This window comes from Zunongwangia sp. L-65 (assembly GCF_056859415.1).
On record NZ_JBSXOK010000082.1, the window covers coordinates 1 to 26,589 of the forward strand.

Annotated in this window: 22 protein-coding genes; 9 read left to right on the forward strand and 13 right to left on the reverse strand. The window is 35.8% G+C overall.

Annotated features, from left to right (window positions below; all coding sequences use genetic code 11):
- Nucleotides 1-342 precede the first annotated feature (342 nt).
- The 3 genes from AC13DP_RS20355 to AC13DP_RS20365 all read left to right on the forward strand — a co-directional run bounded on the left by AC13DP_RS20355 (nucleotide 343) and on the right by AC13DP_RS20365 (nucleotide 2,276).
- The gene (locus AC13DP_RS20355; RefSeq protein WP_347406113.1) at nucleotides 343-690 is read left to right on the forward strand and encodes a hypothetical protein; all 348 of its coding nucleotides are present in this window, start codon (nucleotides 343-345) and stop codon (nucleotides 688-690) included.
- A gap of 98 nt (nucleotides 691-788) precedes the next feature.
- A complete protein-coding gene (locus AC13DP_RS20360; protein ID WP_347406114.1) occupies nucleotides 789-1,232 on the forward strand; it encodes a hypothetical protein in 444 nt (147 codons plus the stop codon).
- Nucleotides 1,233-1,403: 171 nt separating this feature from the next.
- Nucleotides 1,404-2,276 (forward strand): sterol desaturase family protein, encoded by an 873-nt coding sequence (locus AC13DP_RS20365; RefSeq protein ID WP_013072247.1) that lies wholly within the window; start codon nucleotides 1,404-1,406, stop codon nucleotides 2,274-2,276.
- A gap of 56 nt (nucleotides 2,277-2,332) precedes the next feature.
- On the opposite strand, the gene AC13DP_RS20370 is transcribed toward AC13DP_RS20365, so the two are convergent.
- Entirely contained in the window at nucleotides 2,333-3,220 is an 888-nt protein-coding gene (locus AC13DP_RS20370) for a hydroxypyruvate isomerase family protein (protein ID WP_347406115.1), read from the reverse strand.
- 102 nt (nucleotides 3,221-3,322) lie between these two features.
- Nucleotides 3,323-4,027, reverse strand: a complete 705-nt coding sequence (locus AC13DP_RS20375) for an NUDIX hydrolase (RefSeq protein ID WP_347406116.1) — start codon at nucleotides 4,025-4,027, stop codon at nucleotides 3,323-3,325.
- A 124-nt stretch (nucleotides 4,028-4,151) separates the two neighbouring features.
- On the opposite strand from AC13DP_RS20375, the gene galK reads away from it, so the two are divergent.
- Nucleotides 4,152-5,315: a galactokinase gene (gene galK, locus AC13DP_RS20380; protein ID WP_347406117.1), complete on the forward strand. Its 1,164-nt coding sequence runs from the start codon at nucleotides 4,152-4,154 to the stop codon at nucleotides 5,313-5,315.
- Nucleotides 5,316-5,338: 23 nt separating this feature from the next.
- A complete protein-coding gene (locus AC13DP_RS20385; RefSeq protein ID WP_347406118.1) occupies nucleotides 5,339-6,379 on the forward strand; it encodes a UDP-glucose--hexose-1-phosphate uridylyltransferase in 1,041 nt (346 codons plus the stop codon).
- 81 nt (nucleotides 6,380-6,460) lie between these two features.
- On the opposite strand, the gene AC13DP_RS20390 is transcribed toward AC13DP_RS20385, so the two are convergent.
- The 8 genes from AC13DP_RS20390 to AC13DP_RS20425 all read right to left on the reverse strand — a co-directional run bounded on the left by AC13DP_RS20390 (nucleotide 6,461) and on the right by AC13DP_RS20425 (nucleotide 18,343).
- The gene (locus AC13DP_RS20390; protein ID WP_483068381.1) at nucleotides 6,461-8,143 is read right to left on the reverse strand and encodes a sodium/sugar symporter; all 1,683 of its coding nucleotides are present in this window, start codon (nucleotides 8,141-8,143) and stop codon (nucleotides 6,461-6,463) included.
- Between the two features lie 180 nt (nucleotides 8,144-8,323).
- Nucleotides 8,324-9,310 carry an aldose epimerase family protein gene (locus AC13DP_RS20395; protein WP_483068382.1) on the reverse strand — a complete coding sequence of 329 codons (987 nt, stop codon included), beginning with the start codon at nucleotides 9,308-9,310 and terminating at the stop codon, nucleotides 8,324-8,326.
- Between the two features lie 55 nt (nucleotides 9,311-9,365).
- On the reverse strand, nucleotides 9,366-11,186 hold the full coding sequence (locus AC13DP_RS20400; RefSeq protein ID WP_483068383.1) for a DUF885 domain-containing protein: 1,821 nt from the start codon (nucleotides 11,184-11,186) through the stop codon (nucleotides 9,366-9,368).
- 6 nt (nucleotides 11,187-11,192) lie between these two features.
- Nucleotides 11,193-13,046 (reverse strand): CocE/NonD family hydrolase, encoded by a 1,854-nt coding sequence (locus tag AC13DP_RS20405; protein ID WP_483068384.1) that lies wholly within the window; start codon nucleotides 13,044-13,046, stop codon nucleotides 11,193-11,195.
- Between the two features lie 63 nt (nucleotides 13,047-13,109).
- Nucleotides 13,110-15,128, reverse strand: coding sequence for a protein-disulfide reductase DsbD family protein (locus tag AC13DP_RS20410; protein WP_483068385.1), 2,019 nt, complete (start codon nucleotides 15,126-15,128; stop codon nucleotides 13,110-13,112).
- Nucleotides 15,125-16,438: a tRNA lysidine(34) synthetase TilS gene (tilS, locus tag AC13DP_RS20415; protein WP_483068386.1), complete on the reverse strand. Its 1,314-nt coding sequence runs from the start codon at nucleotides 16,436-16,438 to the stop codon at nucleotides 15,125-15,127. Before tilS ends, AC13DP_RS20410 begins: the two co-directional genes overlap by 4 nt.
- 58 nt (nucleotides 16,439-16,496) lie before the next feature.
- Nucleotides 16,497-17,804, reverse strand: coding sequence for an anthranilate synthase component I family protein (locus AC13DP_RS20420; protein ID WP_272959570.1), 1,308 nt, complete (start codon nucleotides 17,802-17,804; stop codon nucleotides 16,497-16,499).
- A 5-nt stretch (nucleotides 17,805-17,809) separates the two neighbouring features.
- Nucleotides 17,810-18,343: an NADPH-dependent FMN reductase gene (locus AC13DP_RS20425; protein WP_483068387.1), complete on the reverse strand. Its 534-nt coding sequence runs from the start codon at nucleotides 18,341-18,343 to the stop codon at nucleotides 17,810-17,812.
- Nucleotides 18,344-18,622: 279 nt separating this feature from the next.
- On the opposite strand from AC13DP_RS20425, the gene AC13DP_RS20430 reads away from it, so the two are divergent.
- A complete protein-coding gene (locus tag AC13DP_RS20430; protein WP_347406127.1) occupies nucleotides 18,623-19,495 on the forward strand; it encodes an aldose 1-epimerase family protein in 873 nt (290 codons plus the stop codon).
- A gap of 107 nt (nucleotides 19,496-19,602) precedes the next feature.
- A complete protein-coding gene (locus AC13DP_RS20435; protein WP_347406128.1) occupies nucleotides 19,603-20,946 on the forward strand; it encodes a DEAD/DEAH box helicase in 1,344 nt (447 codons plus the stop codon).
- A gap of 241 nt (nucleotides 20,947-21,187) precedes the next feature.
- Here AC13DP_RS20435 and AC13DP_RS20440 read toward each other — a convergent pair whose 3' ends face one another.
- Nucleotides 21,188-22,249 (reverse strand): sensor histidine kinase, encoded by a 1,062-nt coding sequence (locus AC13DP_RS20440; RefSeq protein ID WP_347406129.1) that lies wholly within the window; start codon nucleotides 22,247-22,249, stop codon nucleotides 21,188-21,190.
- A 212-nt stretch (nucleotides 22,250-22,461) separates the two neighbouring features.
- On the opposite strand from AC13DP_RS20440, the gene AC13DP_RS20445 reads away from it, so the two are divergent.
- Nucleotides 22,462-22,860, forward strand: coding sequence for a hypothetical protein (locus tag AC13DP_RS20445; RefSeq protein WP_347406130.1), 399 nt, complete (start codon nucleotides 22,462-22,464; stop codon nucleotides 22,858-22,860).
- Between the two features lie 49 nt (nucleotides 22,861-22,909).
- Complete coding sequence (locus AC13DP_RS20450; RefSeq protein WP_347406131.1) at nucleotides 22,910-23,620, forward strand: LytR/AlgR family response regulator transcription factor; 711 nt, start codon at nucleotides 22,910-22,912, stop codon at nucleotides 23,618-23,620.
- Between the two features lie 229 nt (nucleotides 23,621-23,849).
- Here AC13DP_RS20450 and AC13DP_RS20455 read toward each other — a convergent pair whose 3' ends face one another.
- Both AC13DP_RS20455 and AC13DP_RS20460 read right to left on the reverse strand, forming a co-directional pair.
- Nucleotides 23,850-25,160, reverse strand: a complete 1,311-nt coding sequence (locus tag AC13DP_RS20455; RefSeq protein ID WP_228251154.1) for a hypothetical protein — start codon at nucleotides 25,158-25,160, stop codon at nucleotides 23,850-23,852.
- A gap of 11 nt (nucleotides 25,161-25,171) precedes the next feature.
- Complete coding sequence (locus AC13DP_RS20460; RefSeq protein WP_347406132.1) at nucleotides 25,172-26,488, reverse strand: hypothetical protein; 1,317 nt, start codon at nucleotides 26,486-26,488, stop codon at nucleotides 25,172-25,174.
- Nucleotides 26,489-26,589 lie beyond the last annotated feature (101 nt).

A 26,589-nucleotide genomic window follows, 5' to 3' on the forward strand; every position in this document is an offset into this window, starting at 1 on the left:
AAGATACAAAAAACAAAGAATAAAAGCAAGTTATTTATCTGATAACCAGTAGGTTATTCATATATTTCCTTCGGTATTATAATTAAGAAAAAAGTCTTTATAACAAAAAAGTCGGAAGAATAATCTTCCGACCATGACTGGCCTATTGGCGGCCTTTTTTAATTGAACATCTAAGCCCACTTCTTGAAATTTTGATTTTACCATCAAAATGACTTTTGGAATCTTAAGATTCTGTAACGCTAATGAATATCAACTATTTTTGTGTGCTCTTCTATTTCGTAATTATAGGAATATACAGTCAGGAATCCATAAAAAACTGGAATGAAGGAAATATAACCTGGGATGACGGACTTCCGGGAACGCGAAATTTCTTTTGAGAATACTACTTCAGAATTAAAATACGTAATTGGCTACAAAACGCGAAAAGAAAAAATAAACGATACCGTAGTATTTAGATTGCAAAGTTTTTGCTACACCGATACGCAACTTTCGTGGATAAAACCGGGATTTAAAGCGCCTCAAAATCTGCAATACAATCAGGTAATTTTTAATATTGCAGAATTATACCGAAGAAAATTACAATACGATCTGGATCGCCTTGGTTCTTGTTTTTCAGTGGAAACTGCTTTTAAACATCAATATGAGGCCCTAAATAATGAAGTAGAAATTTCCCAAAAGTCCAAGCCTTAGTTGAAGGGGTTTAAAATTGTATAGGAATGGACCGCCAATATAGACGACCGTCTAGCGATCTACAAAAATAATGCGATCCAAAAAAAACTAATTTTGGATTGGGATTAAATGTGGGTGCTGCTTATAGTTTTAGAAACAATACTGTGAACGAACATTTTGGCAATTCTATTGGTTTTAATTTTGGCTTCGATTTTTCCTATAAAAATTCAATGCTTTATATCAACACTGTTTTATCTGGAGGTGATGTAGATAGAACATATGCTGGCAGACCCCATTGGGAAGAAGGTCTGGATTTTACATTTGCTTTGATAGATGTTTCATACGGTTATGCAATATTAGATAATTCGGCTTTAAAAATTTCACCATTTGCCGGACTCGCAATAACCGAATTCTCTGAAAATGATTATGACAATAAAGAAAGTGATCTTCGAATGCATACGATTCCAAGTGTATTTTTAAGCAAAAGAGAGAGTACTGGATCTTCTTCCATAAGATCGAGATGGTTGGCTTGGCTACTCGAAATAAATTTTAGGAGTATATAAATGGTTATTCTATAAATCTGGCAATTGGTATATCATGGTATTTTAGACTTATCAAATAAGAACTTGACCAAAGCGTACAAAACCGTTTTCTGTTAAAATTTAAAATCTTAATATTTTAGATTTGTTTATGGAGCTCAAAACTTTTATAATCTAAAAAAGAAAAAGAACCCCATGAAAAAGGAAATCACATTAGAAAAAGTAATTTCCAGTGCTCCCGATTTAATTCTTTACGCCGCTCCGATCATGATTGGATTGGCGCTTTTAGAATTCTATTTTAGCTGGAAAACCAAAAGAGACCTTTATGAGAAAAAAGATTTCTTGACCTCACTAACCATTGGTCTCGTTTATATTTTACAAGGCCTGGTAACCAAATCTATCATGTTTGGACTTGTACTATGGGTTTATAATTCGGTTTCATGGAGTATTCCGGTAAATTGGTTCACCTCTATTTTATGCTTTGTTGTTCTGGATTTTTGCAGATATTGGGCTCATCGATACGGGCATGAAGTTAATTTTTTGTGGGCCACACATGTTACCCATCATAATTCAGAAAAATATAACCTCTCTACCTCCTTCAGATTATCCTGGACACAACAAATAAAAGTGATCTTTTTTATTCCTATTAGTTTTTTAGGATTTCATCCGGTCGTCTTTTTTATCTGTCACCAGATTGCCGTGTTATACCAGTTTTGGATTCATACAGAACTAATTGACAGAATGCCAAAATGGTTTAGTTTCATTTTTGTTACTCCATCACATCATCGCGTTCACCATGGTAGAAATGAAAATTACCTCGATAAAAATTATGGCTCAACTTTTATAATCTGGGATCGTATGTTTGGCACTTTCGAACCTGAAACAGAAAAATCGATCTATGGGATTATTGATCAGCCAAAACATTTTAACCCTGTAAAACATGTTTTCCATGTTTGGGTAGATATTTTTAAAAATATGCGTCGTGCCGGCAGCCTAAAAAAAGCTTTATGGATTTTTGTGGCACCACCCAGTTCACTAGAAAAAAATCCCGGTAAAAAAAACGCTTAAAAACAAAGAAGCTCGCCTGGTAAGCGAGCTTCTTTGTTTTTATTTAAATTCTTAACCTAGACATCACAAATTGTAATTCCTTCTTTTAAAGCTTCCAGTTTATCATCGTAGGTAGGAATAAATTCTTGTGCCAAATAACCGTCAAAGCCAGTTTCGATTATGGCTTTCACAATAGCGGGATAATATAATTCCTGTGAATTATTAATCTCATTACGACCGGGAACACCTCCAGTATGATAATGATTTATATAATCATGATGTTTTTTAATAGTAGCAATTACATCCCCTTCCATTATTTGCATATGATACACATCATAGAGTAATTTAAAGTTCGGCATTTCAGTACGTTTTGCCAGCTCTACTCCCCATTCGGTATGATCGCACATATAATCATGATGATCTACTTTACTGTTTAAAAGCTCCATTACAAGGTTTACATTACGCTCCTGTGCATATTCCAATAATGGTTTTAACCCGTTAACACAGTTTTTAAATCCGGTTTCATCGTCCATTCCACGGCGATTCCCCGAAAAAACGATCACATTTTTAATTCCGTGTTTCGAAGCTTTTTCGATTAAAGGCCTATAAGATTCCTGTAAATGTTTATGGTTTTTTACTTCGTTAAAACCATTTTCGATATTTGCAAACGAATCAGTCGCCATCGAGCATTCTAAACCATATTTCTCTACCGTATCCCACTCTTCGGGTGTTAAGAGATCGATACCTTTTAATCCAATTTTCGCAGCATTTTTGGCAAATTCTTCCAAAGGAATATTTTGATAACACCAGCGGCAGGCCGAATGTTTAATATTATTTTTTAAGCGTTTCATATTTAGGTTGATTGGTTTTGCTTCAGCTTCCAATGCAATCATCGGGCTTATCCCTAAAACACCAGCACCTACGGCCATTGCTTTAATCGCAGATCTTCGATTTGTTTTACTCATCCTTTTCAGAAATTATTAATAAGCGTAAAATATACATTATAAATTAAAAAACTGTAGTAAATCTTATTATTTTAATGATATACTAAATATGACAGTATAAACTTAAGCAATTTCAAAGTTATACCCAGATTTTACCAGCTTTTGATAATTATCATAATCAAATTTATAAAGAAAGGCACCTCTTCTGGATGTGGTTTTATCTTTCTCGTTAAGCTTGATTAATAATCCCAGTGTCATTAGTTTTTTCCTGAAATTTCTATCATCCAGCTTCTTTTGATAAATCGCTTCATATAGTGACTGTAATTGGGGAATTGTGAATTTTTCTGGTAAAAGCTCAAAACCTATAGGCTGATACCTGGCTTTTCGTTTTAGCCTTGCCATGGCATCCTCTACCATCTGCCCGTGATCTAACACCAGTTCTGGTAACTCGTTTAATTCAAACCAATGGGCACCATGTGTTTCTGTAAGTTCTTTATCGTAATCATCGATTCTAATCAACGCAAATTGTGCGATAGAAACACAGCGATAACCAGGATCCCGATTAGCCAAGCCGTAGGCTTTCAACTGCTCCATAAAAACATTATCCAAACCGGTAATCTCTGTAAGTACACGTTTTGCTGCCTCGCTAACATCTTCTTCCATTCGTACAAAGCTTCCAATTAAGGACCAGGTTCCTAAAAATGGCTCTACTCTTCTTTTAAAAACAAGTAATTTTAACTTTCCTGCATCAAAACCAAAAATAATACAATCGGTTGCTACGTACATTTTATCTTTTTGTACGTAGAGATCTTTTAAAGCTGGGGTCATAGGCGTATTTTATACAGTTTGCTGTTAAATATAGGGAAATACTTAAAAAATATTCTCTTAAAAAGATGAATGTAATTTTTACGTTTATTATATTTGATCTATAAATTTACTAAAAATTAGCATATTGAGTACTTCAACCAACCCGCAAAACATACCAGAAGTTTTTTCTGATTTTCAGCCAATTGTTAAGGTTGCCTCCCCCGGAAGGATAAACCTTATTGGTGAACATACCGATTACAACAACGGTTTTGTAATGCCTACTGCTATCGATAAGAAAATATATTTAGAATTTAAAGAAAACGAAACCGATAGCACATGTCGGGTTTATAGCGCCACGTATAATGCCTATTTAGAATTCGACCTGCATCATTTATCCATAAGTGATAAATCCTGGGAAAATTATATTTTAGGAGTGGCTAACGAGATAAATCTTTTAGGCAAAAAACTAAAAGGATTTGATTGTATCATAAAAAGCGATCTTTCTACCGGCGCTGGGATAAGTTCTTCTGCAGCATTGGAATGTGGGTTTGCCGCGGGGCTAAATGCGCTTTTCGATCTTGGATTAAGTAAACTGGAAATCACGCAGCTCTCGCAAAGAGCCGAACATAATTTTGTAGGTAACAAATGCGGAATTATGGATCAATATGCCTCTGTAATGAGTAAACAGGATCATATAATCCTTTTAGATTGTGAAAGTTTACATGCTGAATATATACCGGCAGATTTTAAATCCTGTAAACTATTATTACTAAACACTAATGTTTCGCATAACCTGGCCGATAGTGAGTACAATACCCGTAGGCAAGAATGTGAAGCTGCCGTAGATATTATTCAAAAACAATATCCAGAAGTAAAAAGTCTTCGCGATGTAAATCTTGATATGCTTGAAGAGTTTAAAGAGCAACTACAAGGAAAACAATACCAACGGTCACGCTACGTAATCGAAGAAAACAATCGCGTAATGAAGGCTACAACAGCTATAAAAGCTGGTGAACTTAGCGAGTTTGGTGATTTGATGTACGGTTCTCACGACGGCCTTCAGCATAATTATGAAGTTAGTTGCCCAGAGCTTGATTTCCTGGTAGAATTCTCCAGGCCTAAAGAGTATATCTACGGTTCCCGAATGATGGGTGGTGGTTTTGGAGGTTGTACTATCAATTTAATCGAAGCTGATAAAATCGAAGAATATATTGCTGAAGCTGCTGAAGCTTATTTTAAGAAGTTCGATATAAAATTAGACACAATTGCTGTTTCACCTAGTGAAGGTACGATCGTAGAAAAGCTTTAATTATTAATTAGAAAAAGATAACAATGAGTCACGACATTAATTCGATCCCTCATAGAAGATATAACATTTTAACCGGCGAATGGATTCTTTGTTCTCCACATCGTACCAAAAGACCCTGGCAGGGAAAAACCGAAAAGGATACTACGCCTAAAAAGGAAACCTACGATCCCAGTTGCTATCTATGCCCGGGAAATACCAGAAGCACCGGCGATAAAAATCCGGATTATAAAGAACCATACACTTTTATAAATGACTTCTCTGCCCTTCTAATCGATAGTCCTGTGGCTACTCAGGAAAATGGGCTGATGAAGGCTGAAACAGAAATTGGAATCTGTAAAGTGGTTTGCTTTTCACCAGATCACTCCCTTACCCTTCCTTTAATGGAAGAAGAAGACATTACTAAAGTGGTAAAAACCTGGAAAAAAGAATATGACGAGTTAGGAAGCCAGGAAAATATTAATTATGTGCAGATCTTTGAAAACAAAGGTGCCATTATGGGCTGTAGTAATCCGCATCCACATGGGCAAATCTGGTCACAAATGTCCATTCCAACCGAAATTGAAAAAAAATCAAAGCATTTTAAAGAATACTGGGATAAGAATCAAAGCAGTTTACTTGGTGATTATTTAAAACAGGAATTAGAAGCCAAAGAGCGAATTATCGTAGAAAATGAGCATTTTGTTGCGCTAGTTCCTTACTGGGCGGTTTGGCCATACGAAATTATGATCGCACCAAAGAAACATCAGCAGCATATTGGGCAGTTAAATGAGGACGAAGAAAAAGCCTTTGCTGAAATTCTTAAAAAACTGACTATAAAATATGACAACCTTTTTGAAACATCGTTCCCCTATTCAAGCGGAATCCATCAAATTCCAACCGATGGCGCTGAATATCCCGAATGGCATTGGCACATGAGTTTTTACCCGCCGCTATTACGTTCGGCTACTGTGAAAAAGTTTATGGTAGGTTACGAAATGTTTGCTGGTCCGCAACGAGACATCACTGCAGAGCAGGCTGCAAAAACATTACAAAATCTAAGTGACATTCATTATTTAAAGCAATAATTTTTCTAACTAACCAACCAATAAAAAAATCCCGAAGTGTAGTGCTTCGGGATTTTTTTATTGGGTATTAAAACGTTATTTCTACCAGAACATGGCATATAACATGGCAACGATCAAAATGATCACAAAACTACCGATATTAAAAATAGGTCCTGTTTTGAATAAATTCTTGCTAAGGGTAATTGATTTCTCCTGAATTTTGCCTCCGGTTTCCAGGTAACTTATAATTACCATGATAAGCATGGTTAAAATCCATGTGGCCATCATCTGATGCATAAATGGCCAGGTAATAAAGAATGGAGAATCGCTCCATCCGTTTGGCCCTACTTTAAAGTACAATGCAATTGGAATTGAAACCAGTACTCCCCAGATCGCTGCATTATTGGTTGTTTTTCTCCAGAATAATCCTAGCATAAATACCGCTAAGATCCCCGGACTAACAACACCGGTATATTCCTGAATATATTGGAAAACCTGTCCTAAACTCTTTAATTGCGGGGCTAAAATAATGGCAATAACCAAAGCAATAGAAGCCGTAACCCTACCTACATTTACCAGGCCTTTTTCTGAAGTTCCTGCTTTCTCCTGAAAGAATGGCTTGTAAATATCCATGGTAAAAATCGTAGCCGTAGAATTAAGCATTGAAGCTAATGAAGAGACAATAGCTGCCGCAAGTGCTGCTAAAACCAGTCCTTTAAGACCAGCAGGTACAAATTCCTTTATTAACCATGGGGCAGCATTATCATTAATAATTCTTCCGTTTTCACCAAAGAAAGAAGCACTGGTTACCCCTTCGTTAATCATACCACTGGCATCACTGTTCATTACAAAAGCGATAATACCTGGAATTACGGTAATAAGTGGAATTAATATCTTTAAAAATCCTGCCAGAACTATACCACGCTGAGATTCTTTTAAACTTTTTGCCGCAAGGGTTCTTTGAATGATATACTGGTTAAAGCCCCAGTAATAAAGGTTGGCTACCCATAGACCACCAACTAAAACAGCGATTCCCGGTAAATCCCACCATGCATCCTTACCATTAGGCGTTATAATTTCTCCTTTATCAAGGATCATAGAGAATTTCTCGGGTACCTGCTCATAAACTTCAGCCATACCGGTAAAGATATTTCCATCACTGGAAACGTGTTCTAAAGCGATATATGTGGTGATTAGCCCCCCAATAACCAAAAGTACCACCTGTACCACATCTGTCCATGCCACTGCCGATAAACCTCCATACAAAGAGTAAGCTGCAGCAAACAAAGCAAGCCCAATAATACATTCCATAAAAATTGCGCCATCGCCGCTACCAATAATCGTATCTAACGCCGTAGCTCCTAAGTAAAGGACAGAAGTAAGATTTACGAAAATAAATAAACAGATCCAGAAAATAGCCAAGATCGTTTTCAGGTTCTTACTGTAACGAACCTCAATAAATTCTGGAATGGTATAAAGTTTCTTTTCAATAAAAATCGGTAAGAAAAATTTACCTACTACAATTAAAGTAATGGCAGCCATCCATTCGTAAGAGGCGATAGCCAAACCTAGCGCAAAACCAGAACCAGACATCCCGATAAATTGCTCTGCAGAAATATTTGCTGCAATTAGTGAAGCACCAATCGCCCACCATGGCAAAGATTTACTGGCCAGGAAATAATCCTCTGAAGTATCTCCTTTCCCACGAGAAACCCATAATCCTACCCCGATTATAAGCAACGCATAGGCAACGAATACTATCACGTCTAATAATTCAAATTCCATATAAAAAAGTTTAGAGTGTATTTTTTAGAAAATCTCAGTATTTGAAAATAAATCGATGTAGCTTCTAATAATTAGAAAAACGCATCGAATCCCAAATGAAATAAAATTTTCACAATATTTTGCTAAAGATATTACTTTTTTAAATTATAAGCGTAAAAAATACGCTTATAGTCAAAATTACTATTTTTTTACACTAAATTTAAAACTCATCCTATTGTAATAAGTGTTCCCAGGTTCCAACACACTGTTGGGAAAATTCCTGAAATTTGGCGCATCCGGGAAGTTTTGCCCTTCAAAACAAATCGAAGGAAATTCAGATATTCTGGTTTGGTAGTTTAAATCATCCGGTAAAGCTTCTGGAGCATATACCACTACCGCAGGTTGATTGGTAGACATATCTAATTTTATTCCTGTTAACGGAGCAAAAAGTTGTGCAGCTAACTCGTCACCGTCACTATTAAGTACGAAAGTGTCATCAAGATTTCTATTTCCTATTAAACGATTACTTGCAAAGTCTTTAGCATGTCCCTGCAAATTATTTAAATTTCCGGTAGGTAATTGCTTATCGTTAATTTCTAAAATCTTATCTGCATTAATTTTTAAAAAGTGATCGCTTACGCTACCCTCTCCGTTAAGATTAAAATACGCATGATTGGTTAAGTTAATTACTGTTTTTTTATCGGTTTTTGCTTCATATTCGATAATCAAGTCGTTTTCCTCATTTAGAGTATATGTAACAAAAACTTCTAAATTACCGGGATAACCTTCTTCATTATGTTTACTAAAGTACCTTAATTTTACAGTAGGGTTTTCTTCATGCTTTTCTTCTACAATCTCCCAGTATTTATACTGGAATCCATGTTCCCCACCGTGCAAATGCACACCATTTTCTTGATAAAGACTAAATTCTTTGCCTTCCAGTTCAAATTTCCCTTCAGAAATCCTTCCGGCATATCTACCTATAGAAGCTCCAAAGCACTGGTTATGGCTTTTATTTAAGGGGCTTGGTAAATCCTGTATTCTTGGTGATACGATTACATTTACCATTTTCTGATTTTTATCGTAAAGTTTAATACTCCCAATAGCTGCACCAAAATTTACGATACTAACCTCTGTACTGGCTTTATTTACCAGCTTCACGGTTTTTAACTCTGTATTATTTTCCAATTTTATATAGTTTATAATAATAAAAAAATCGTCCTAATACAGGACGACTTTAAATCTATTTCTTCTCTTCAATCCAGCGATCAACTTTGGATTCTAAAACATCTAAAGGTAATGCTCCATCCAAAAGAATAACGTCATGAAATTCTTTAATGTCAAAATCTTCTCCTAAAGCAGCTTTAGATTTTTCTCTTAAATCCAGTATTTTCTTCATTCCTATTTTATAAGCGGTGGCCTGGCCTGGCATCACAATATGTCGTTCTACCATCTTAATACAATCACTTTCGGCATTTGGTGTGTTCTTTTTATAAAATTCTATACCTTCTTCCCTGCTCCATTTTTTATGATGAATGCCGGTATCGACGACTAAACGACAGGCTCTCCACAATTCCATCGCCAGACGACCAAAATCAGCATAAGGATCTTTGTAAAACCCTATTTCCTTTGGTAGATATTCACTGTACAATCCCCAACCTTCAATATAAGCACCGTACCCCCCAAATTTTCTGAATTGCGGAATACCTTTTAATTCCTGAGCAATGGCAATTTGCATATGATGTCCCGGGATACCTTCGTGATAAGCCAAAGCCTCTAATTGATAGGTTGGCATGGCTTTCATATCATAAAGATTTACGTAAAATATACCAGGACGGGAACCATCCGGTGCGGGTTGTTGGTAAAATGCCTTTCCTGCACTTTTCTCGCGAAAAGCTTCTACCGCTTTTACTTTAATTTTGGCCTTTGGTTTGGTTAAAAACAGATCGTCAAGTTTGCCCCGCATTTTATCTATAATCGATCTTGCATCAGCTAAATACTTCTTTTTAGCTTCTGGCGTATTCTCGTAATAAAATTGTTCATCATTTCGCATAAAGTCGAAAAAATCCTGTAGCGAACCTTCAAAATTCACTTCCTTTATGATCTTTTCCATTTCTCCCTGAATCCTGGTTACTTCACTAAGACCGTATTCGTGGATTTCTTCCGCAGTCATATCTGTGGTTGTGGTTCGCTTAAGGGCAAGACTATAAAATTTATCACCTTTCGGGAATTTCCAGGCTCCATCGTCACTATTAGCTCTTTTTTGTTGACTTTCCAGTATTTCTATCAATGAAAGATACGCCGGTTGCACGTGTTCTACCAAAGCTAACTCTGCCTCTCTTATCAACTTTACTTTCTGATCTTCATCAATTTCAAGTTTATCTACTTTTCCTTTAAAATCCTCTAAAAGCGTACTTGCATTTTCAGACTTTTCAAAAGGTTTTCCTTTAATGATATTACGACAATCATCAAGTACCTTTTCAAAAACAAATCGCGGTGGAATAATTCCATTTTGCTCTCTAATCTTAATTCCGCCAATCACTTGTTTAAAAGCTTTTGTGAAACCTTTTAATCTTGAGATATATGCCTTCGCATCTGCGATAGAATCGATTCTGTGATTATTGATTAAAAAAGCCGGTAAACGGGTATGATATCCAAACATTTGATTTACCGGATAATCATAAAATCGATAATCATAATCTTCAATTTCATTATAGACCTGGCTTTTATACAATCGGTAACTCAGGTTGGTCTCTTCATTTAATGAATTTGGATCGATCTTATCCAGATAATCTTTTCGCTTTCTTGCCTCTTTCAGCTCGTCTGCGTAACGTAAATGAGAAAAATCGTCCCATTTTCCATAGTTCGTTTTTCTACCCAGCTGGGTTTGCATCATAGGCGATTCCTGAACTTCTATTTCGAACTGTTCTTCAAAATATTGATTCAGTTTTTCAGAAGCCTCAGAAATTTCAGCTTCAGAATAGTTTTGTTTCTTCTGGTTTGTGCAGGCGGCAAAAGCCAATACGATCAGAAAAAAGCTTACTTTTCTTAAATTCCTCAGCATTACTTTTTATTTTTTCAGTACCGAAAATTTAATGGCAGAATCTCCAAATACGGTATGTGTTTGTTTCTGAAAATCGTCTTTTTCAGCTTTAAAAATGTTGTCTACATAAGTTTGTGGGTTAAGATCGATTAAAGGAAACCAGGTACTTTGAATCTGGATTTGCATCTTATGGCCCTTTTTAAAGGTATGGTTTACCCCTTGTAATGTAATATTTACATCAGTCTTTTTGTTAGGCTCAAACGGCTCTGGTTTTGAGAAATCATTTCTAAAACGGCCCCGCATCACCTCACTACGAACCATCATGTGATAATTGCTCATCTTTAAATGATCCATCGTTTCAGGATAGTTCTCGGCATCTGGAGGGTATACATCGATCACTTTGACTACCCAATCTGCAGCGCTTCCCGTAGTTGCAACTTTTAGCATTGCTTCAATTTCGCCAACCACACTTAGATCTTCGTCTAAAACTTCGGTTTCATACACCAGTACATCCGGTCTTCTTGCTGCAAACCGCTGGTCGCCGGTCATGTATTCCCGTGGCGTAAATACCGTCTTGATTTCATCGTTATACGATACCGGTTTTGCAGGGTCACTTACAAACTCTTGTTTTGTATCTGTTGGCTGGGTTGTAAGTTCCTGATCATCCCCTAAATAAAAAGTTTTTGTTACGGTATTTTTTGGAGGCCACTGCCCATAATCTGTCCATTCCCTTTTACCGGTATCATAAATATGTGCCTCAGCCAAGTCTAAGGAGCCTTTACCGTTTTGTTTTAAGAAATGGTTAAAGAACTTTGTTTCGTAATCCTGTTGAAATCTTGTAGAAAGGCTATCCTCAAAATACACATTGCCAACAGACTGCCTCCCGCTTTCCCGAGCCCAGTCACCGTGGCTCCAGGGGCCATACACCAAAATATTATAGGTATTGCTGGATTTTTCAATTTTCCTGTATTCATTAAATGGTCCATATAAATCTTCAGCATCAAATAATCCACCAACAATCATCACCGCAGGTTTTACATCATCTAAATGTTGGATAATCCCTCTGGATTGCCAAAATTCGTCATAATTAGGATGGTCTTTTAACTGTTGCCAGAATTCGTTATCTTCTTTATAATATTCATCTAAAGTACTTAGTGGTGTATGATCTAAGAAGAATTGATACTGATCCTGAGTGCCAAGTTCTGGTAACTCATACCAACTCTCTGTTGTAGGGGCATCCTTTTGATATCCAAAAAGTGCAGTTGCCCTCCAGTAGCTTAAGAGATAAGCACCATTATGATGAAAATCATCGAAAAAGAAATCTGAAATTCCCGCTTGTGGTGAAACCGCTTTTAGAGCTTCGTGAGAATCTATTAAAGAATAAACTGAATAGAATCCTGGGTAAGAAATTCCCCACATTCCAACGTTTCCATTATTGTTATCTACATTTTTTACCAACCAATCGATAGTATCATAAGTATCGCTGGCTTCATCAAATTGTTCTCCTTTTTTATTGGGAATATAGGCACGCATGTTATCATACGTTCCTTCACTCATCCAACGCCCGCGTACATCCTGATACACGATAATATTTCCCTGTTGCATCAGGTACTGGTTAGGACCAATCATAGAACGCATTTGTCCTTCTCCATAAGGTCTGGAGCTATAAGGCGTTCTTTGCATAATAATTGGATACTTTTTTGAGGTATCCTTAGGAGCATAAATTGTAGTGTGCAGTTTAGTACCATCCCGCATGGGAATATCCACTTCGGTTTTGGTGTAATGATCTTTTACGTTGTAATCACTGCCCGATTGAGCAGCAACCTGAAATACTACAAATAGTAATAACGTATAAAGTAATGATCGCTGGTGTAATTTCATTATTCAGGAATTGTATTTTTAATCCCTAAAGATAGAAATTACACCGCGAATGGTAAAGGATTTTTATTTTTTAGCTAATTCCTCTGTTTTCTGAAGTCCATTTTCCAACCAGGATATGTATTCTGAAACTTTTGGCGTATAACCAGTTGGCTTGTTTAACAGATTAAAATTACTATCTAAAAGCACGTAAAAAGGTTGCGAATTATTTTTAAAATTTAAGGTCTGGAAAGTCGCCCATTTGTCCCCCACTGTCTTTATTTTCTTAATACTACCGTCCGGGCGTTCGTAATTAAACTGTTTATCTTCTGGTAGCTCTTCTTTATCATCTACATAAAGTGATATTAAAATATAGTCGTTTTTAAGAATATCGTATACTTCAGGGTCGGTCCATACCTGCTCTTCCATTTTACGACAGTTCACACAAGCCCAACCTGTAAAATCAATTATAATTGGTTTTCCCTGCTCTTTGGCTGCTTTTACGCCCTCTTCAAAATCATGATAACTTTCAAGCCCCATGGGACCACTGGTATCTTTATCGTAAAGGCTATAAAACATTGGCGGCGGGAAACCACTTAATAATTTTAAATTAGAATAAGAAGTATTGGTAAGGCCGGGGATTAAATACAACACAAATAGCAAACTTAAAATACCAAGACCAAATCTTGCTTTGCTTATTTTTTGTTTTGGCCCATCATGCGGAAAACGAATTACACCAAAAAGATATAGTGTAAGACCAATGCCTAAAATAATCCATATTCCTAAAAATACTTCTCTTTTTAAAATCCCCCAGTGATCTACTAAATCTGCATTCGATAAAAATTTAAAAGCTAATGCCAGTTCTATAAAACCTAAAACCACTTTTACTGAATTTAACCAGCCACCACTTTTTGGTAAGGAATTTAACCAGTTTGGAAATAAGGCAAATAAAGCGAATGGTAAGGCTAAAGCCAGCCCAAAACCGCCCATTCCTATAGAAAGCAACGTTGCACCACCATCGCTACTTAATGAACCTCCAAGAAGCGATCCTAAAATTGGCCCAGTACAGGAAAAAGAAACTATCGCAAGTGTAACCGCCATAAAGAAAATACCGATAATCCCACCTATACTGCTGGCTTTATCATCAAGTTTATTTCCCCATGAACTGGGTAAAGTGATTTCGTAATACCCGAAAAAAGAAAACGCAAAAACAATAAATATCACAAAGAATATGACATTTAGGGTAACATTGGTTGAGATATTATTTAGCAATTCGGGGTTTACACTATCCAGTAAATGAAAAGGCAAACTTAAAAGCACATATATTAAAAATATAAAGAAACCGTACAATATGGCATTGGTAACTCCTTTAGAGCGTGTTTGAGCCCCTTTAGTAAAGAAAGATACGGTTAACGGAATCATAGGAAACACACATGGTGTTAATAATGCGATTAAACCACCTACAAAGCCTAAAAAGAAAATACTCAAATAAGAAGATTCCTCTTTTTCTGTTTCATAGCCTTCCCAGCCCTGTACTTTAATATCTAATTGTTGAGCTAAACTTTGGTCTTCATCTTCAATAGTTAAATCTGTAAATCCCTGAGTTATTTTGTTACTGCCCAGGGAAAGAGTGAAACGTTCGGTTTCTGGCGGTAAACATTGTTTATCATCACAAACCGAATAATACACTTCAACAACAACCTGAGTATCTTCAGGATTAACCACCTTTATTTTCTGAGTAAATTCAGCTTCTTCTTCGAAATACGTAATATTAGCTTCAAAAACCTCATCGTAAACCGGTTCTACTTCCGGTTCTAAGGTTTCCCCAATAAGCTCGTACTCCTCTTCTTCAACATTAAAAGTGAATTGAGTAGGAATTGGAGCAATATCCATTTCTACTTCTTTTTGCGAGTACAAATGCCAGTTACCTTCCAATTCGGCTTTAATTTTGATGATATAAATACTATCATTTTCTTCTTCGAAAGAAGCTTCCCAGGTAACCGGATTTTCAAATTGACCGCCACCAGCCATCGACGGATCGAAAACCTGCGCTTTTAGGGGTAAAATAGCAAAAAATAATACTGCTAAGGCTATAAATTTATTCATTGATGAAAGGTAATTTTTAATATGGGTTGATTTTCGGATGTTATCGCAAATCGATTATCTGCACGCCAGTTTACAATCCAAACGATTTTATCACCAGAAGTTAATAACCAGGTATTTTCCTTTTGCGGCAAAGATAATTTATTGTCCTTAAAAAAGTCGCTTACTTTCTTACGACCTTTCATCCCAAATGGATGAAAGCTATCGCCTTTCTGCCAACGACGAAGTCTTAAAGGATATTGTAGTTTACTGGCATTTACATAAATAATATTCCGGTTAGTTTCCTGGATGGCTGAAACCTGATGGAAGCTAAACGCGGCATTGGGTAGCATAAAATTCTCCTCATTTTCTGCAATATCATAGGTTTCTTTTATGCGAGACTGATCGATTTTAGTTAAATACAGCTCATCCCGGTCTTTTACGAGTCGATGCGTATTAGAAAATACCATTTTGCCAGATTGCGCCTCCAGTAAATTATAGACATCATTCCATTCGGTAAATCCAAATGTTTTTAGAAGTTGATATAAAACGGCCTTGGCATGTGGCAAACGCTGAAGAAAAAGCACATCGAAAGAATAGCCAAAATCTACCTTTTTAACCGCTTTTTTATAAATCAGCTCGGTATAATCCTCAACAAGATCTAATTGCTGGCGTAAGTATTCCTGGGTGTTTTTAAAACCTTCTAAAAATTGAGGGTTCATTTCTTCCAATATTGGAATAACCTGATGCCTTATTTTATTCCGAAGATATTTTGTAGAAGCATTACTGCTATCTTCCCGCCATAAAATCTGATGATCACGGGCATAATTTTCAATTTCCTGCCGGCTAAATTTTAGTAATGGACGTAAAATCTTATCATTCTCAGCTTTGATACCCGCTAATCCTTCAGGTCCTGTACTTCTCACAAAATTAATCAGAAAAGTCTCTAAAGAATCATTAGCATGATGTGCTACCAGAATATAATCGGCATTTTCAGCGATTCGTAATTCTTCAAACCAGTGATACCGCAATTCTCTCGCTGCCATTTGTATAGAAAGCTTATGCTCCTCAGCAAAAGAAATGGTATTAAAATGTTGAATATGAACTTTTAACTCTAGATTTTGTGCCGCTCGCACTACAAACTCTTCATCACCATCGCTTTCATTGTCTCTTAGATTAAAGTTACAATGCGCTATAGCAAAATCTAGTTTTACCTTTTTACAAAGACGCATTAAAACCATACTATCTACACCACCACTTACTGCAAGGATCAATTTGGCATTCACCAAATTTGGGAAGTCCGATTTTATATGATCTTTAAATGCTTTTTCCATAAAAACCAAAGATACAAAATTCGATAAGCTGAATTTTTAAAGTTTCCTGTTTTTAAACTTAAAATTGGCTTAGAGATTCCAACACCTGTCTCATCGCTTTGGCTTTTACCATACATTCTTCATATTCCTTTTCTGGTTTAGATTGTGCGGTAATGGCTCCCCCAACCGAAAAGGAGGCATAGTTATTTTCTGAATTATAGAGTATGCTTCGAATAACCACGTTAAAGTCAAAATCGGCTTCTGGAGTAAAATAACCAATTGCTCCGCTATAAAGTCCGCGTTTGCTTTCTTCTAGTTCCTCAATAATTTTCATTGCTGAAATTTTTGGAGCACCCGTCATGCTGCCCATCGGAAAAGTACTTTGTAGTACATCGACTGCTGATACCTCCTCCTGAAGTTCTGCCGAAATTGTTGAAATCAACTGATGGACCTGCTTAAAAGAATAGACTTCGCATAATTCTTCTACTCTTACGCTTCCTTTTTTTGCCGTGCGCGAAAGATCGTTTCGAACCAAATCGGCGATCATGATATTTTCTGATCGTTCCTTTAAATCTTCGGTAAGCTTTTGGGCATTTTCAACATCTATTTGTGGATCACTATGCCGGGCTGCAGTTCCCTTAATAGGCTGAGAAATAAGCCTATTTCCATTCTTCTGCATATAACGCTCTGGTGAAGCACACATAGCATGGTAGTTTTCCATCTTTAAAAAACTGGCAAAAGGTGGGTTGGAAATGCTGTTGAGTTGATTAAACGCCTGTATAGGGTCTAGCGCTACATTTTCAATATAGAATTCCTGGCAAAAGTTGGCTTCATAAATATCTCCGCGATAAATGTGCCTTATCATATTTTCAACTTTCCTCAAATATTCTTCTTTGGAAAGTCTTGAATATATAGCAGACTTTTGAGGTCTTTCAGGTGTTTTTTCAGGAAATATAATATCACTTATTTCAGTAAAATCTAAATCAATTTCATCATCAACCACTCTAAGGTATTGTACTTCAAGTTGATTTCCTTTAAGCAAAAACAATTTTTGAGGCTGAAAAAAATAAAGCTCTGGAAATAAAAGTCCGTCATGATTTTTACTTTTTAAATTTTCAGTATCATTTTTCAGGTCATAGGATAAATACCCAAAAATCCAATCGGCCGTAGTCTGCTGATATTCCTTTAATTTTTTAAACGCTTCTACAGTATCGGTTTTGATGGCCGTAAAAGCTTCTATCGCTAGAATTGCATCGTATTGACGATATTTATCTGGATAATCATTGCTATCCAGCCAAACCACTTCTCTAAATCCAGAAGCCCAGCTTAGCAATTTTTGCTTAAATAAAGCTACATCAGAAAGTTCAAAAATCTTGGTACTGCGCACGCTAATTAAATTTGTTGCGCAAAAGTATTTATTTTTGACTGAACTTCTTCTTCAAGTTGTGTATTGATAATTTCTCCATTTTCAAAATTATCATAAAAATTAGGAAAGCTAATAGTAGCTACCACTTCGCCACCAAATATACCAAAAGCTGTTTTTGCGTAAGCCATCGCACTTGCTGCTCCACTACCTCCTGGCGAAGCTGCTACCAAAATGATTTTTTTTCCGGTTAAAAAACCACGATGGTGTCGAGAAACCCAATCAATTAAGTTTTTAAATACGGCAGATAAACTACCGTTATGCTCGTTAATCGCAATAATTAAAGCATCTCTCTTTTCGATTTCATTAGCAAAATCCTTGGCGCGCTGCGGTATTCCCTGTTTCTTTTCTAAATCTTCACCATAAAATGGCAACTCAAAATCGCGAATATCGATTTGCGTTGTTTCAAAATCTGTCGAAAATCTATCTAATATATTACGAACAAGTTGCGAATTGATAGATTTACTACTGTTGGAACCTGCGAAGCCTAAAATACGTTTCATTATATTGTAATTTTTAATGATGCCTCAAAGGTAGCATTAAAAACAGGCTTTTCGTATTACTTCAAAAAGAAACAATATACACCTAACATAAAAATTTTTTATGTTCTTAAATATAGTTTAAACAAAAAGAGGCTTTATATTTACTCGATAATCGAGATTAAATATTTCGCCGTCACTATAGCTATCGTGATCAGGATGCCTCGGATAAAAAATAATTTCCTGATAAACGACTCGTGGATTGCCATACAGTAGTTTATCTGTAAAAACTAACCATAAATCATGTATATACTCAAAAACGATCACTTACAAATCGGGATTCAACATAATGGAGCCGAATTATGTAGTATTAAAAACCTGCAAAACAATAAAGAATACATGTGGCAGGCTGACCCTGAAATTTGGGGCAGCCATGCTCCAAACTTATTCCCTGTTATCGGAGCCTTAAAAGGCGGAAAGATCAAATATGAAGGGCAATATTACGATATGCCCAGACATGGATTTATTAGGCATAACGAAAATCTAGAAGTGAAAGATCAAACGGAAACCTCAATTACCTTCAGCATAAAAAGCAATGAGGAGTTACGTAAAATCTATCCTTTTGAGTTTGAATTTAATCTTTGTTTCACTTTAAAAGACAAATCGATACAAGTGAATCATCTGGTTAAAAATCTGGATGCGAAACCCATTTATTTTCAGATTGGCGGGCATCCGGCATTTAATGCACCGCTTTTTGATGGAGAGAAATATGAAGATTACTATTTGGAATTCGATCAAAACCTGAATTTAGAAACTTTTCTTTTAGGAGAAAGCGGACTGGTAAGCGAGAATACTAAAATGGTGATTGAAAACAGTGATAAAATTCAGCTTACCAAAGACCTTTTTAATAATGATGCTTTAATTTTTAAAAATATTGTTTCAAAACACGTTAGCTTAAAAAGTAAAAAACATGGATCTATTTTAAGTGTTTCGTACAAGGATTTTAAAAACCTTGGCATTTGGGCCAAGCCCGGTGCACCTTATGTTTGCATTGAACCATGGTTGGGGATTGCAGATGTAGAAAGCACCGATCAAAACTTTAAAACCAAAGAAGGTATTATTGCTTTAGAAAAAGAAAAAGAGTATAGCGCAACTTATACTATAACTATCGATTAGTTTTCAAATTAGGTATCCCTGGGTTTTGATCATCAAACAAATTCCTGATTTCAGAGTAATTCTTTGAGCATCATAGCCTACCTTTGCAAAAAATTAAACTGCCTGTTGTGAGTTTTCAAGATCTTAATTTAAATACACCTTTACGCAATGCCCTGGAAGAAATGGGCATCCAAAAACCAACTCCAATCCAGGAGCAGGCATTTGCACCGGTTATGTCTGGGAGAGATGTTGTTGGAATAGCGCAAACCGGTACCGGTAAAACTTATGCTTATTTACTACCATTGCTTAGAATGCTTAAATTTTCTAAGCAAAAAAATCCACGAATTTTAATCATGGTACCCACTCGTGAACTGGTGGTACAGGTTGTTGAAGAGATCGATAAACTAGCAAAATATATTAATTTACGCGTTGCAGGGATTTATGGTGGTGTAAATATTAATACACAGCAACAGGAGTTACAACGTGGTTTAGATATTGTAGTTGCCACCCCACGGCGACTTTATGATCTTGTCTTACGACGAGCAGTTCAGCTAAAATCGATTCAGAAATTCGTGATCGATGAAGTAGATGTAATGCTGGATCTTGGTTTTAAATTTCAGGTGAATAATATCATAGAACTGCTGCCACCCAACAGGCAAAGCATTATGTTCTCTGCCACGATGACTGAAACGGTAGAGGAAATGATCAATGAAAATTTTAACACTCCAGAGAAAATTTCGATCGCGGTTAGTGGTACTCCACTAGATAATATCCAACAACAAGGGTATATTTTGCCCAATTTCAATACAAAAGCTAATCTTTTAAAGCATCTCTTTAGTGATAAAGAAACCTTTAAAAAGATACTTATTTTCATTTCTGACAAACGAATTGCCGATCGATTGTTTGATAGTCTAGGACAAAAATTCCCTGGAGAAGTTAGTTTGGTACACACGGGAAAAAGCCAGAACTACCGATTAAAAAATGTAGAAGATTTTGATGAAGGCCTAACCCGAATAATGATCGCTACTGATGTAATGGCGCGTGGTTTGGATCTTGATGCCGTTTCTCACGTGATCAATTTCGATACGCCTAATTATCCTGAAAATTATATGCACAGGATAGGACGAACGGGACGTGCCGAGAAAAAAGGAAATTCGATACTTTTTACTACGGAAAAAGAGCTGGAATACTTAAAGGCGATCGAAGAATTAATGAAAATGGAGGTTCCTAAAATAGAGATTCCTGCGGCAGTAAAAATTTCTAATGAATTAATTCCTGAAGAACGCCCAAGAGCCATTGAAATTAATAATCCTAGCAAAGCATCCGATGAAGCTGGTCCTGCTTTTCATGAGAAAAAAGAAAAGAACAAAAAAGTAAACCTTGGAGGTTCTTATCGGAGAGAAATTGCCAAAAAATATAAAAAACCAAAAACGCGAGGGGATAAAAATGCTAATCGCCGGCGTAAAAAATGATAATCAAAAAGGAGCAAATTTGCTCCTTTTTTTATACCATCTTAAGTTTAAACTTTAGCTTCTGTTCGTTTTCTTTGCCGCTTTTGCTGCTCTCTTTTCCTTTAAGCTTAAAACCGGTTCTTTTTTAGCCGAATTTTTAGCTGGTGACTTTGCTTTTGCCATAATTAATAAGAATTAGGATTAACCTATTAAAGATAGTAAATCTTCGAATACAAAAAACAAATTTACAAGATTCGAAATGCTAAAAATTAATAGGAATTTTTAGTAAAACTGAGTAAGACTTTTGTGTTGTGATAACTTCTAAACCATACGCCTCTCCATAAATATACTTTAGGCGTTTTTGGATATTTTCAAGACCAATTCCAGAATTTTGGTCTAAAATTTCCTTGCGTGCTGGTACCGAATTCTTCAGTAAAAACAGCAATTGATCTTCGATAATTTCGAGCTTCCATTTTATATTCAGAATTCCTTCAGCAGATTTTCCATGTTTAAATGAATTTTCCAGGAATGGTAGAAAAAGCATAGGTGGAATTTCAATATCCGTTGAAAAATCAGCAATACTTATTTCAGCAATTAACCGGTTACCAAAACGAAGGTTCTCTAACTCAATATAGTCTTTTAGGTGTTGTATCTCTCGATGTAATGGCACCTTATTTTTATTGATTTCATATAAAATATAATCCAGTAAATCGGCCAGTTTTAAGATCATTCCCGGTGCCGAATCTTTTTTGGTGAGCGCCAAACCATAAATCGTATTTAGGGTATTGAATAGGAAATGAGGATGAATTTGCATTTTTAAATACTTTAATTCCTGAATTTTAAGCTGTAATTCATTCTCTAATAAAGTATTTTTTAATTCTTCATTTTTGTTCAAGGTTTTAAAATAAGATTTGGTTAGGCTTAAACTACAGCCAAAAGCAATGACCAAATACACCGCAAAAAATATAAAGGTTAATCCTTTAGAAACAGGATAACTTCCCTCCCACTCCAAGCCTACACTAAGTAGATAGCCATAAAATGCTGAAAAAATGATTAATGAAGCCGAAATAACAAGAGCATAAAATGAATAAAGACCAAATAAAAAATATTTTCTCCTGTAAAGGTAATTAGGCATTAAAGTATATGAAAAAGTATAGGTAGTGCCGATAGTTACCGGCATTAACGCAAGAGAAAATTGTGCAGATAACCACAAATCTGAATCCTCTATCGCAAAAAAGAACATATAAAAGAAAAGTACGGCATTCCAATACAGGCTATGGAATATGATCTTCTTTAAAATATTTAAAATCAAGCGTAGTGACATAAAATTACAAATATGCTAAGCCTATTTATGCTTTTTGAACTTTTGCGACGAACAACAAAAAATGAGCAGTTTTCTACAAGTTTAGTGATAATTCCTCCTTAACCTCTATCTTTAATGTAGAAAACCAGTATAATCATGTCATTTATCGCAAAGTGAGTTTTTGAAGCTAAAAGGCTGCTAAGTTTGCTGCATCAATTCTTAAATTTAATATTATGAACTTTGTATTACTTTATCAAAACCCTGGATTTTTTAGTCAATTAGCCGAAAGAATTAACGAAGGCGGTCCTTTTGCCATGTGGACCATCCTAATTTGCTTTTTAACTACTATTGGTTTAATCATCTTTGCATCTTTAAAATTATCAAAGGATCATCTTTTCAAAAAAACGCTCAGTTTGATTCATCATGTAGGTTTATTTGCTTTGGTAAGCGGATTACTTTTTCAATTTGTTGGTTTAATACAAATGTTTGACGCGATCGAATCCTGGGGAAATGTATCTACTGAGTTATTAGCAGGAGGACTAAAAGTTACCTTACTCACCATCATTTTTGGTACCTTTACATTTCTTATTGGGAGACTGGGGATCATTATTTTAACTACTATAAAAAAGTAAAAGTCCGTTGCTGAAAATCGTTAATTTAAACAACATTAATTCTGAATAAATGCCAGCACCCATTAATTGTATTCTTGTAGATGATGAGCCCGTTGCGCTGGATATTATGGAAAATCATCTTTCTAAAATTGAAGGTATTCATGTCTTAGAAAGATGTAGCAATGCAACTGAAGCATTTAATATAATTAGTAAAGAAAATGTTCACCTTATCTTTTTGGACATCAACATGCCGGGAATTTCAGGGATTTCTTTTGCGAAATCGATCAATAAGAACCTTCAGATTATATTCGTCACCGCTTACCGGGAATATGCTATAGATGGTTTTGATTTGCATGCAGCCGACTATTTATTAAAACCTGTTTCTTTTGATCGTTTGTTGGATGCGATTAATAATTACCGGAAAAATCATTCAGAAAAGGAAATAACCAAAATCGCTGAAAAGCAAGCGGAATTTATTTTTGTAAAAATAGATCGTCAAATGGTGAAAATCGACTTTGAGGAGTTGCTTTATATCGAGAGTTATGCTGATTATTTAAAAATCCATCTACTCACTGATACGAAGATCACCAGAGAAACCATTAGTGCTATTGAAGAGAAATTACCAAAATCTAAATTTCTAAGAACCCATAGATCGTTTATCGTTTCGATCACTAAAATTGAATCGTATACGAATGAACAGGTAGTACTAAGACAAAAATCGATCCCCATAAGCCGAAGTTTTAAAGAACAGGTCCTGGAAAAATTAGCTGAATTTCATTAAAAAATCACTCTTTAAAACCTCCAAAACTTTATTCTAATACATCCCATGTTCCCTTTTTGAATTTTACTCAGTTTCACAGGCTTTTAATTTACTTCCTAAATCAATTTAAAAACCTGGGTGGTTTAAACCCTCAATGAGAGATTAAAAAACCGAAATCTTATAATTTCTGAGTTAGTTTAGAATGAAAAAGACAGCCAAATGGCTGTCTTTTAGGTGATATCTTTATGAATTATAAGTGTGCTCTAACATGCCTGTTAACAGGTATACTTTTTGGCATTTCAGGTTTATTTACATTTATAGGCCAGGTACCGTCTGCATTTGCACATTGATCGTATTCTGTGATAACGGTACAGTCGTTACAATTACCAAAACGTACCGAATTATCAAATTCTACACTGTTCCATCTACCAAACATCCCATAAGAATTATTATCGTTTACACTACCGGGGGTAGTGGTAACGAAATTTAGATTTCCTCTGGCCCATCCCGACTGATTGGACTGTGTGCCAGGCCATTTAAAACGACCATAATTTTTAGAATCCGAATGTTCGGGCTGTTCTTTAGATTCTGGACCAGCAAATCGAATATTCGTATTAGGAGCCTCAGAAAATGTTATTTCTCCTTCATTATAGATAAGAGAATTAGGATCCATACTAATCTGTTTTAAACTGATCACACTATAATTATGAATTCTACCAGTAGATGAAAAAGCTACAGAGCTGTTTGGGATGATCATATTTCCCGTATTAATGATTAATCCGCTTAGATTAAATCCCCAGTTACCGTTCATTTTAAACGTTCCACAATTGGAAAACACACTATTTTCAGTATTATCATAATTTTGAGACATCGACATGGTACCCGCATTTTGCATATGCAATGTTGGATCTGTAGAATAAACTCCTTTACAGTTTAAAGCCCCATAATTATAAAAAGTATTCGTCCCAGCAGAATTACTGAAATATAAATTTCCATTCATATCGATGGTTCCGTAATTATCCAATCTTAATGCTGAGCGTGAATCACGTGTATTAATTTCGCCATCAATCGTCATCGTACCGTGATTTTCTACAGTATTCTCTTTGCCATCATTATTTAGATTTAAATTTCCAAATTTATAGTTTCCGCCTTCCTCAATTAAAAGATGAAAATTATTTCCATTCATCTGGATATCCTGAGCATCTCCGCCTAAGCCTCTTATATTTCCACGTTCAAATACGTGAATATTGAAACTAACCGGAAATGTATTAGGTACAATGAAATTTCCATATACGTTCACCTTTACCCTACTCGCAGCATTACCATTAATGGTATTATCTATTCTCAGCGTCGATCCCGAAGGAATGCAGATAGTAGTGTTATCCTGAAAAGTCACATTATATCGTATTGTTATATCTCCTTGTATACAATAAGTTCTATTCGATCTAAAGGTAAATCCTCCATTCCAAATACTTGAGGAAATGGTCTCCTCACAATTACATTGAGCCATAACTGAATATGCTGAAAATAACATCAGTATTAAACTGAAAAGATTTTTCATTTTTTCTGAAATTATTTTACAACCAACACTACGTTTATAAAAGAACAGGGGGTAGCACTACCTATCACATCATAGGTAAGAACACCATTACTATTGATGGAAAGATTCGATAAAACTGAAGTATCATAGGCGGTTACATAATACTCCAAATCTGAAGCAGATTTAAAATAAGGAATTCCTGAAGCTCCCGGGCTTGATACTACTGGAGAAGAAAATTGATCTTTATAAGATTGGTAAAGGTTTACCGTTCTTCCGGTACCTTTAGTAGAAGTATCAATATTTAAACTTGGTAAATAAAAGAACCGCACAACGTTTCCTGAAATACAAACCCAATCTGGAGAAGATGGTGTTCCTACTTGTTGACTTAGGCATTTTCTTGTAGTATCGTAAACCAATAAACCAGTAGCAGGGTTTGTAATTGCTGTTCTTTGTGCAGCAGTCATCCGGGGAATCAAAGCTCCCTTAGATGTACTGTTCACATCTAATATCGAAGTTTGATTTGGCGTATTGGTACCAATTCCCACTCTATTTGATGAACTACTAGAATTGCCTAAAATTATTGAGTTATCCTGGGTAGCATTAGCCTGATAACCAATGGCTGTAGCATTACTCCCGCTGCTCTTTGCTCCTACTCCTAAAGATATCCCGTTAGCGCCATTTGCATTAGCATCGCGGCCAATAGCTACAGTATTCGAATTTTCAGAACGAGAACTACGACCTATTGCATAAGCATCCTTCCCTGAAGCGATGGCATCCCATCCTATGGAAACTGCGTTATCTCCCGTTGAATTCGAGACATATCCAAATGCAATACTATTTGAAGTCGCCGCATTGGCTTGATCTCCAATAGCAATAGCATTACGGTTTGCCGCAGTAGCATTCAATCCAAAACTTATGTTATTGCTGGTTCCAAAAGAGGCAATTTTATTATCTGCCACTCTAAAATTTAGAGGTCTGCTATCTGTAGTACCCAAAAAGTTATCGTCTGTCGTGTTCTTGTTACCACTCGTATTCCAGGCATTTACTGTTTCTGAAATCCGATTCCATTTATCGTTTGCCCAGAAATAAAATCCCGGGGTTACATCATTCTGCGTGTTTATATTGTAAACAAGCAATCCATTTGCAGGTTTCGATACCGGAGTACTATAATTTATTCCTTTTAATTCTAGACGAGGAATTAATAATCCTGCATTTTCACTCTTTATATCTAAAATAGAAGAGGCATCTGGAGAATATGTTCCTATACCCACCTGGGCAATACCGGAAGTAAAATTGATTAAAATGAAAAATAGGGCAGAAAAGGCCCTATTAGGTGTAATTATTTTCATTGAAGTAGGTTAAATCTGACGCAAGAGTACTTCAAAGAAATTTAATGAAAAAATAAAACCGACAAGTGTCACCATAAAGTCGTTAAACGATTAACCTTACT

Coding starts and splice junctions, on each gene's coding strand:
- AC13DP_RS20355 (WP_347406113.1), top strand. CDS start 343: ATGACGGACTTCCGGGAACGCGAAATTTCTTTTGAGAATACTACTTCA.
- AC13DP_RS20365 (WP_013072247.1), top strand. CDS start 1,404: ATGAAAAAGGAAATCACATTAGAAAAAGTAATTTCCAGTGCTCCCGAT.
- AC13DP_RS20400 (WP_483068383.1), bottom strand. CDS start 11,186: ATGCTGAGGAATTTAAGAAAAGTAAGCTTTTTTCTGATCGTATTGGCT.
- AC13DP_RS20440 (WP_347406129.1), bottom strand. CDS start 22,249: ATGTCACTACGCTTGATTTTAAATATTTTAAAGAAGATCATATTCCAT.
- AC13DP_RS20410 (WP_483068385.1), bottom strand. CDS start 15,128: ATGAATAAATTTATAGCCTTAGCAGTATTATTTTTTGCTATTTTACCC.
- AC13DP_RS20425 (WP_483068387.1), bottom strand. CDS start 18,343: ATGAAACGTATTTTAGGCTTCGCAGGTTCCAACAGTAGTAAATCTATC.
- AC13DP_RS20385 (WP_347406118.1), top strand. CDS start 5,339: ATGAGTCACGACATTAATTCGATCCCTCATAGAAGATATAACATTTTA.
- tilS (WP_483068386.1), bottom strand. CDS start 16,438: ATGGAAAAAGCATTTAAAGATCATATAAAATCGGACTTCCCAAATTTG.
- AC13DP_RS20450 (WP_347406131.1), top strand. CDS start 22,910: ATGCCAGCACCCATTAATTGTATTCTTGTAGATGATGAGCCCGTTGCG.
- AC13DP_RS20460 (WP_347406132.1), bottom strand. CDS start 26,488: ATGAAAATAATTACACCTAATAGGGCCTTTTCTGCCCTATTTTTCATT.
- AC13DP_RS20405 (WP_483068384.1), bottom strand. CDS start 13,046: ATGAAATTACACCAGCGATCATTACTTTATACGTTATTACTATTTGTA.
- AC13DP_RS20455 (WP_228251154.1), bottom strand. CDS start 25,160: ATGAAAAATCTTTTCAGTTTAATACTGATGTTATTTTCAGCATATTCA.
- AC13DP_RS20445 (WP_347406130.1), top strand. CDS start 22,462: ATGAACTTTGTATTACTTTATCAAAACCCTGGATTTTTTAGTCAATTA.
- AC13DP_RS20375 (WP_347406116.1), bottom strand. CDS start 4,027: ATGACCCCAGCTTTAAAAGATCTCTACGTACAAAAAGATAAAATGTAC.
- AC13DP_RS20370 (WP_347406115.1), bottom strand. CDS start 3,220: ATGAGTAAAACAAATCGAAGATCTGCGATTAAAGCAATGGCCGTAGGT.
- AC13DP_RS20390 (WP_483068381.1), bottom strand. CDS start 8,143: ATGGAATTTGAATTATTAGACGTGATAGTATTCGTTGCCTATGCGTTG.
- AC13DP_RS20430 (WP_347406127.1), top strand. CDS start 18,623: ATGTATATACTCAAAAACGATCACTTACAAATCGGGATTCAACATAAT.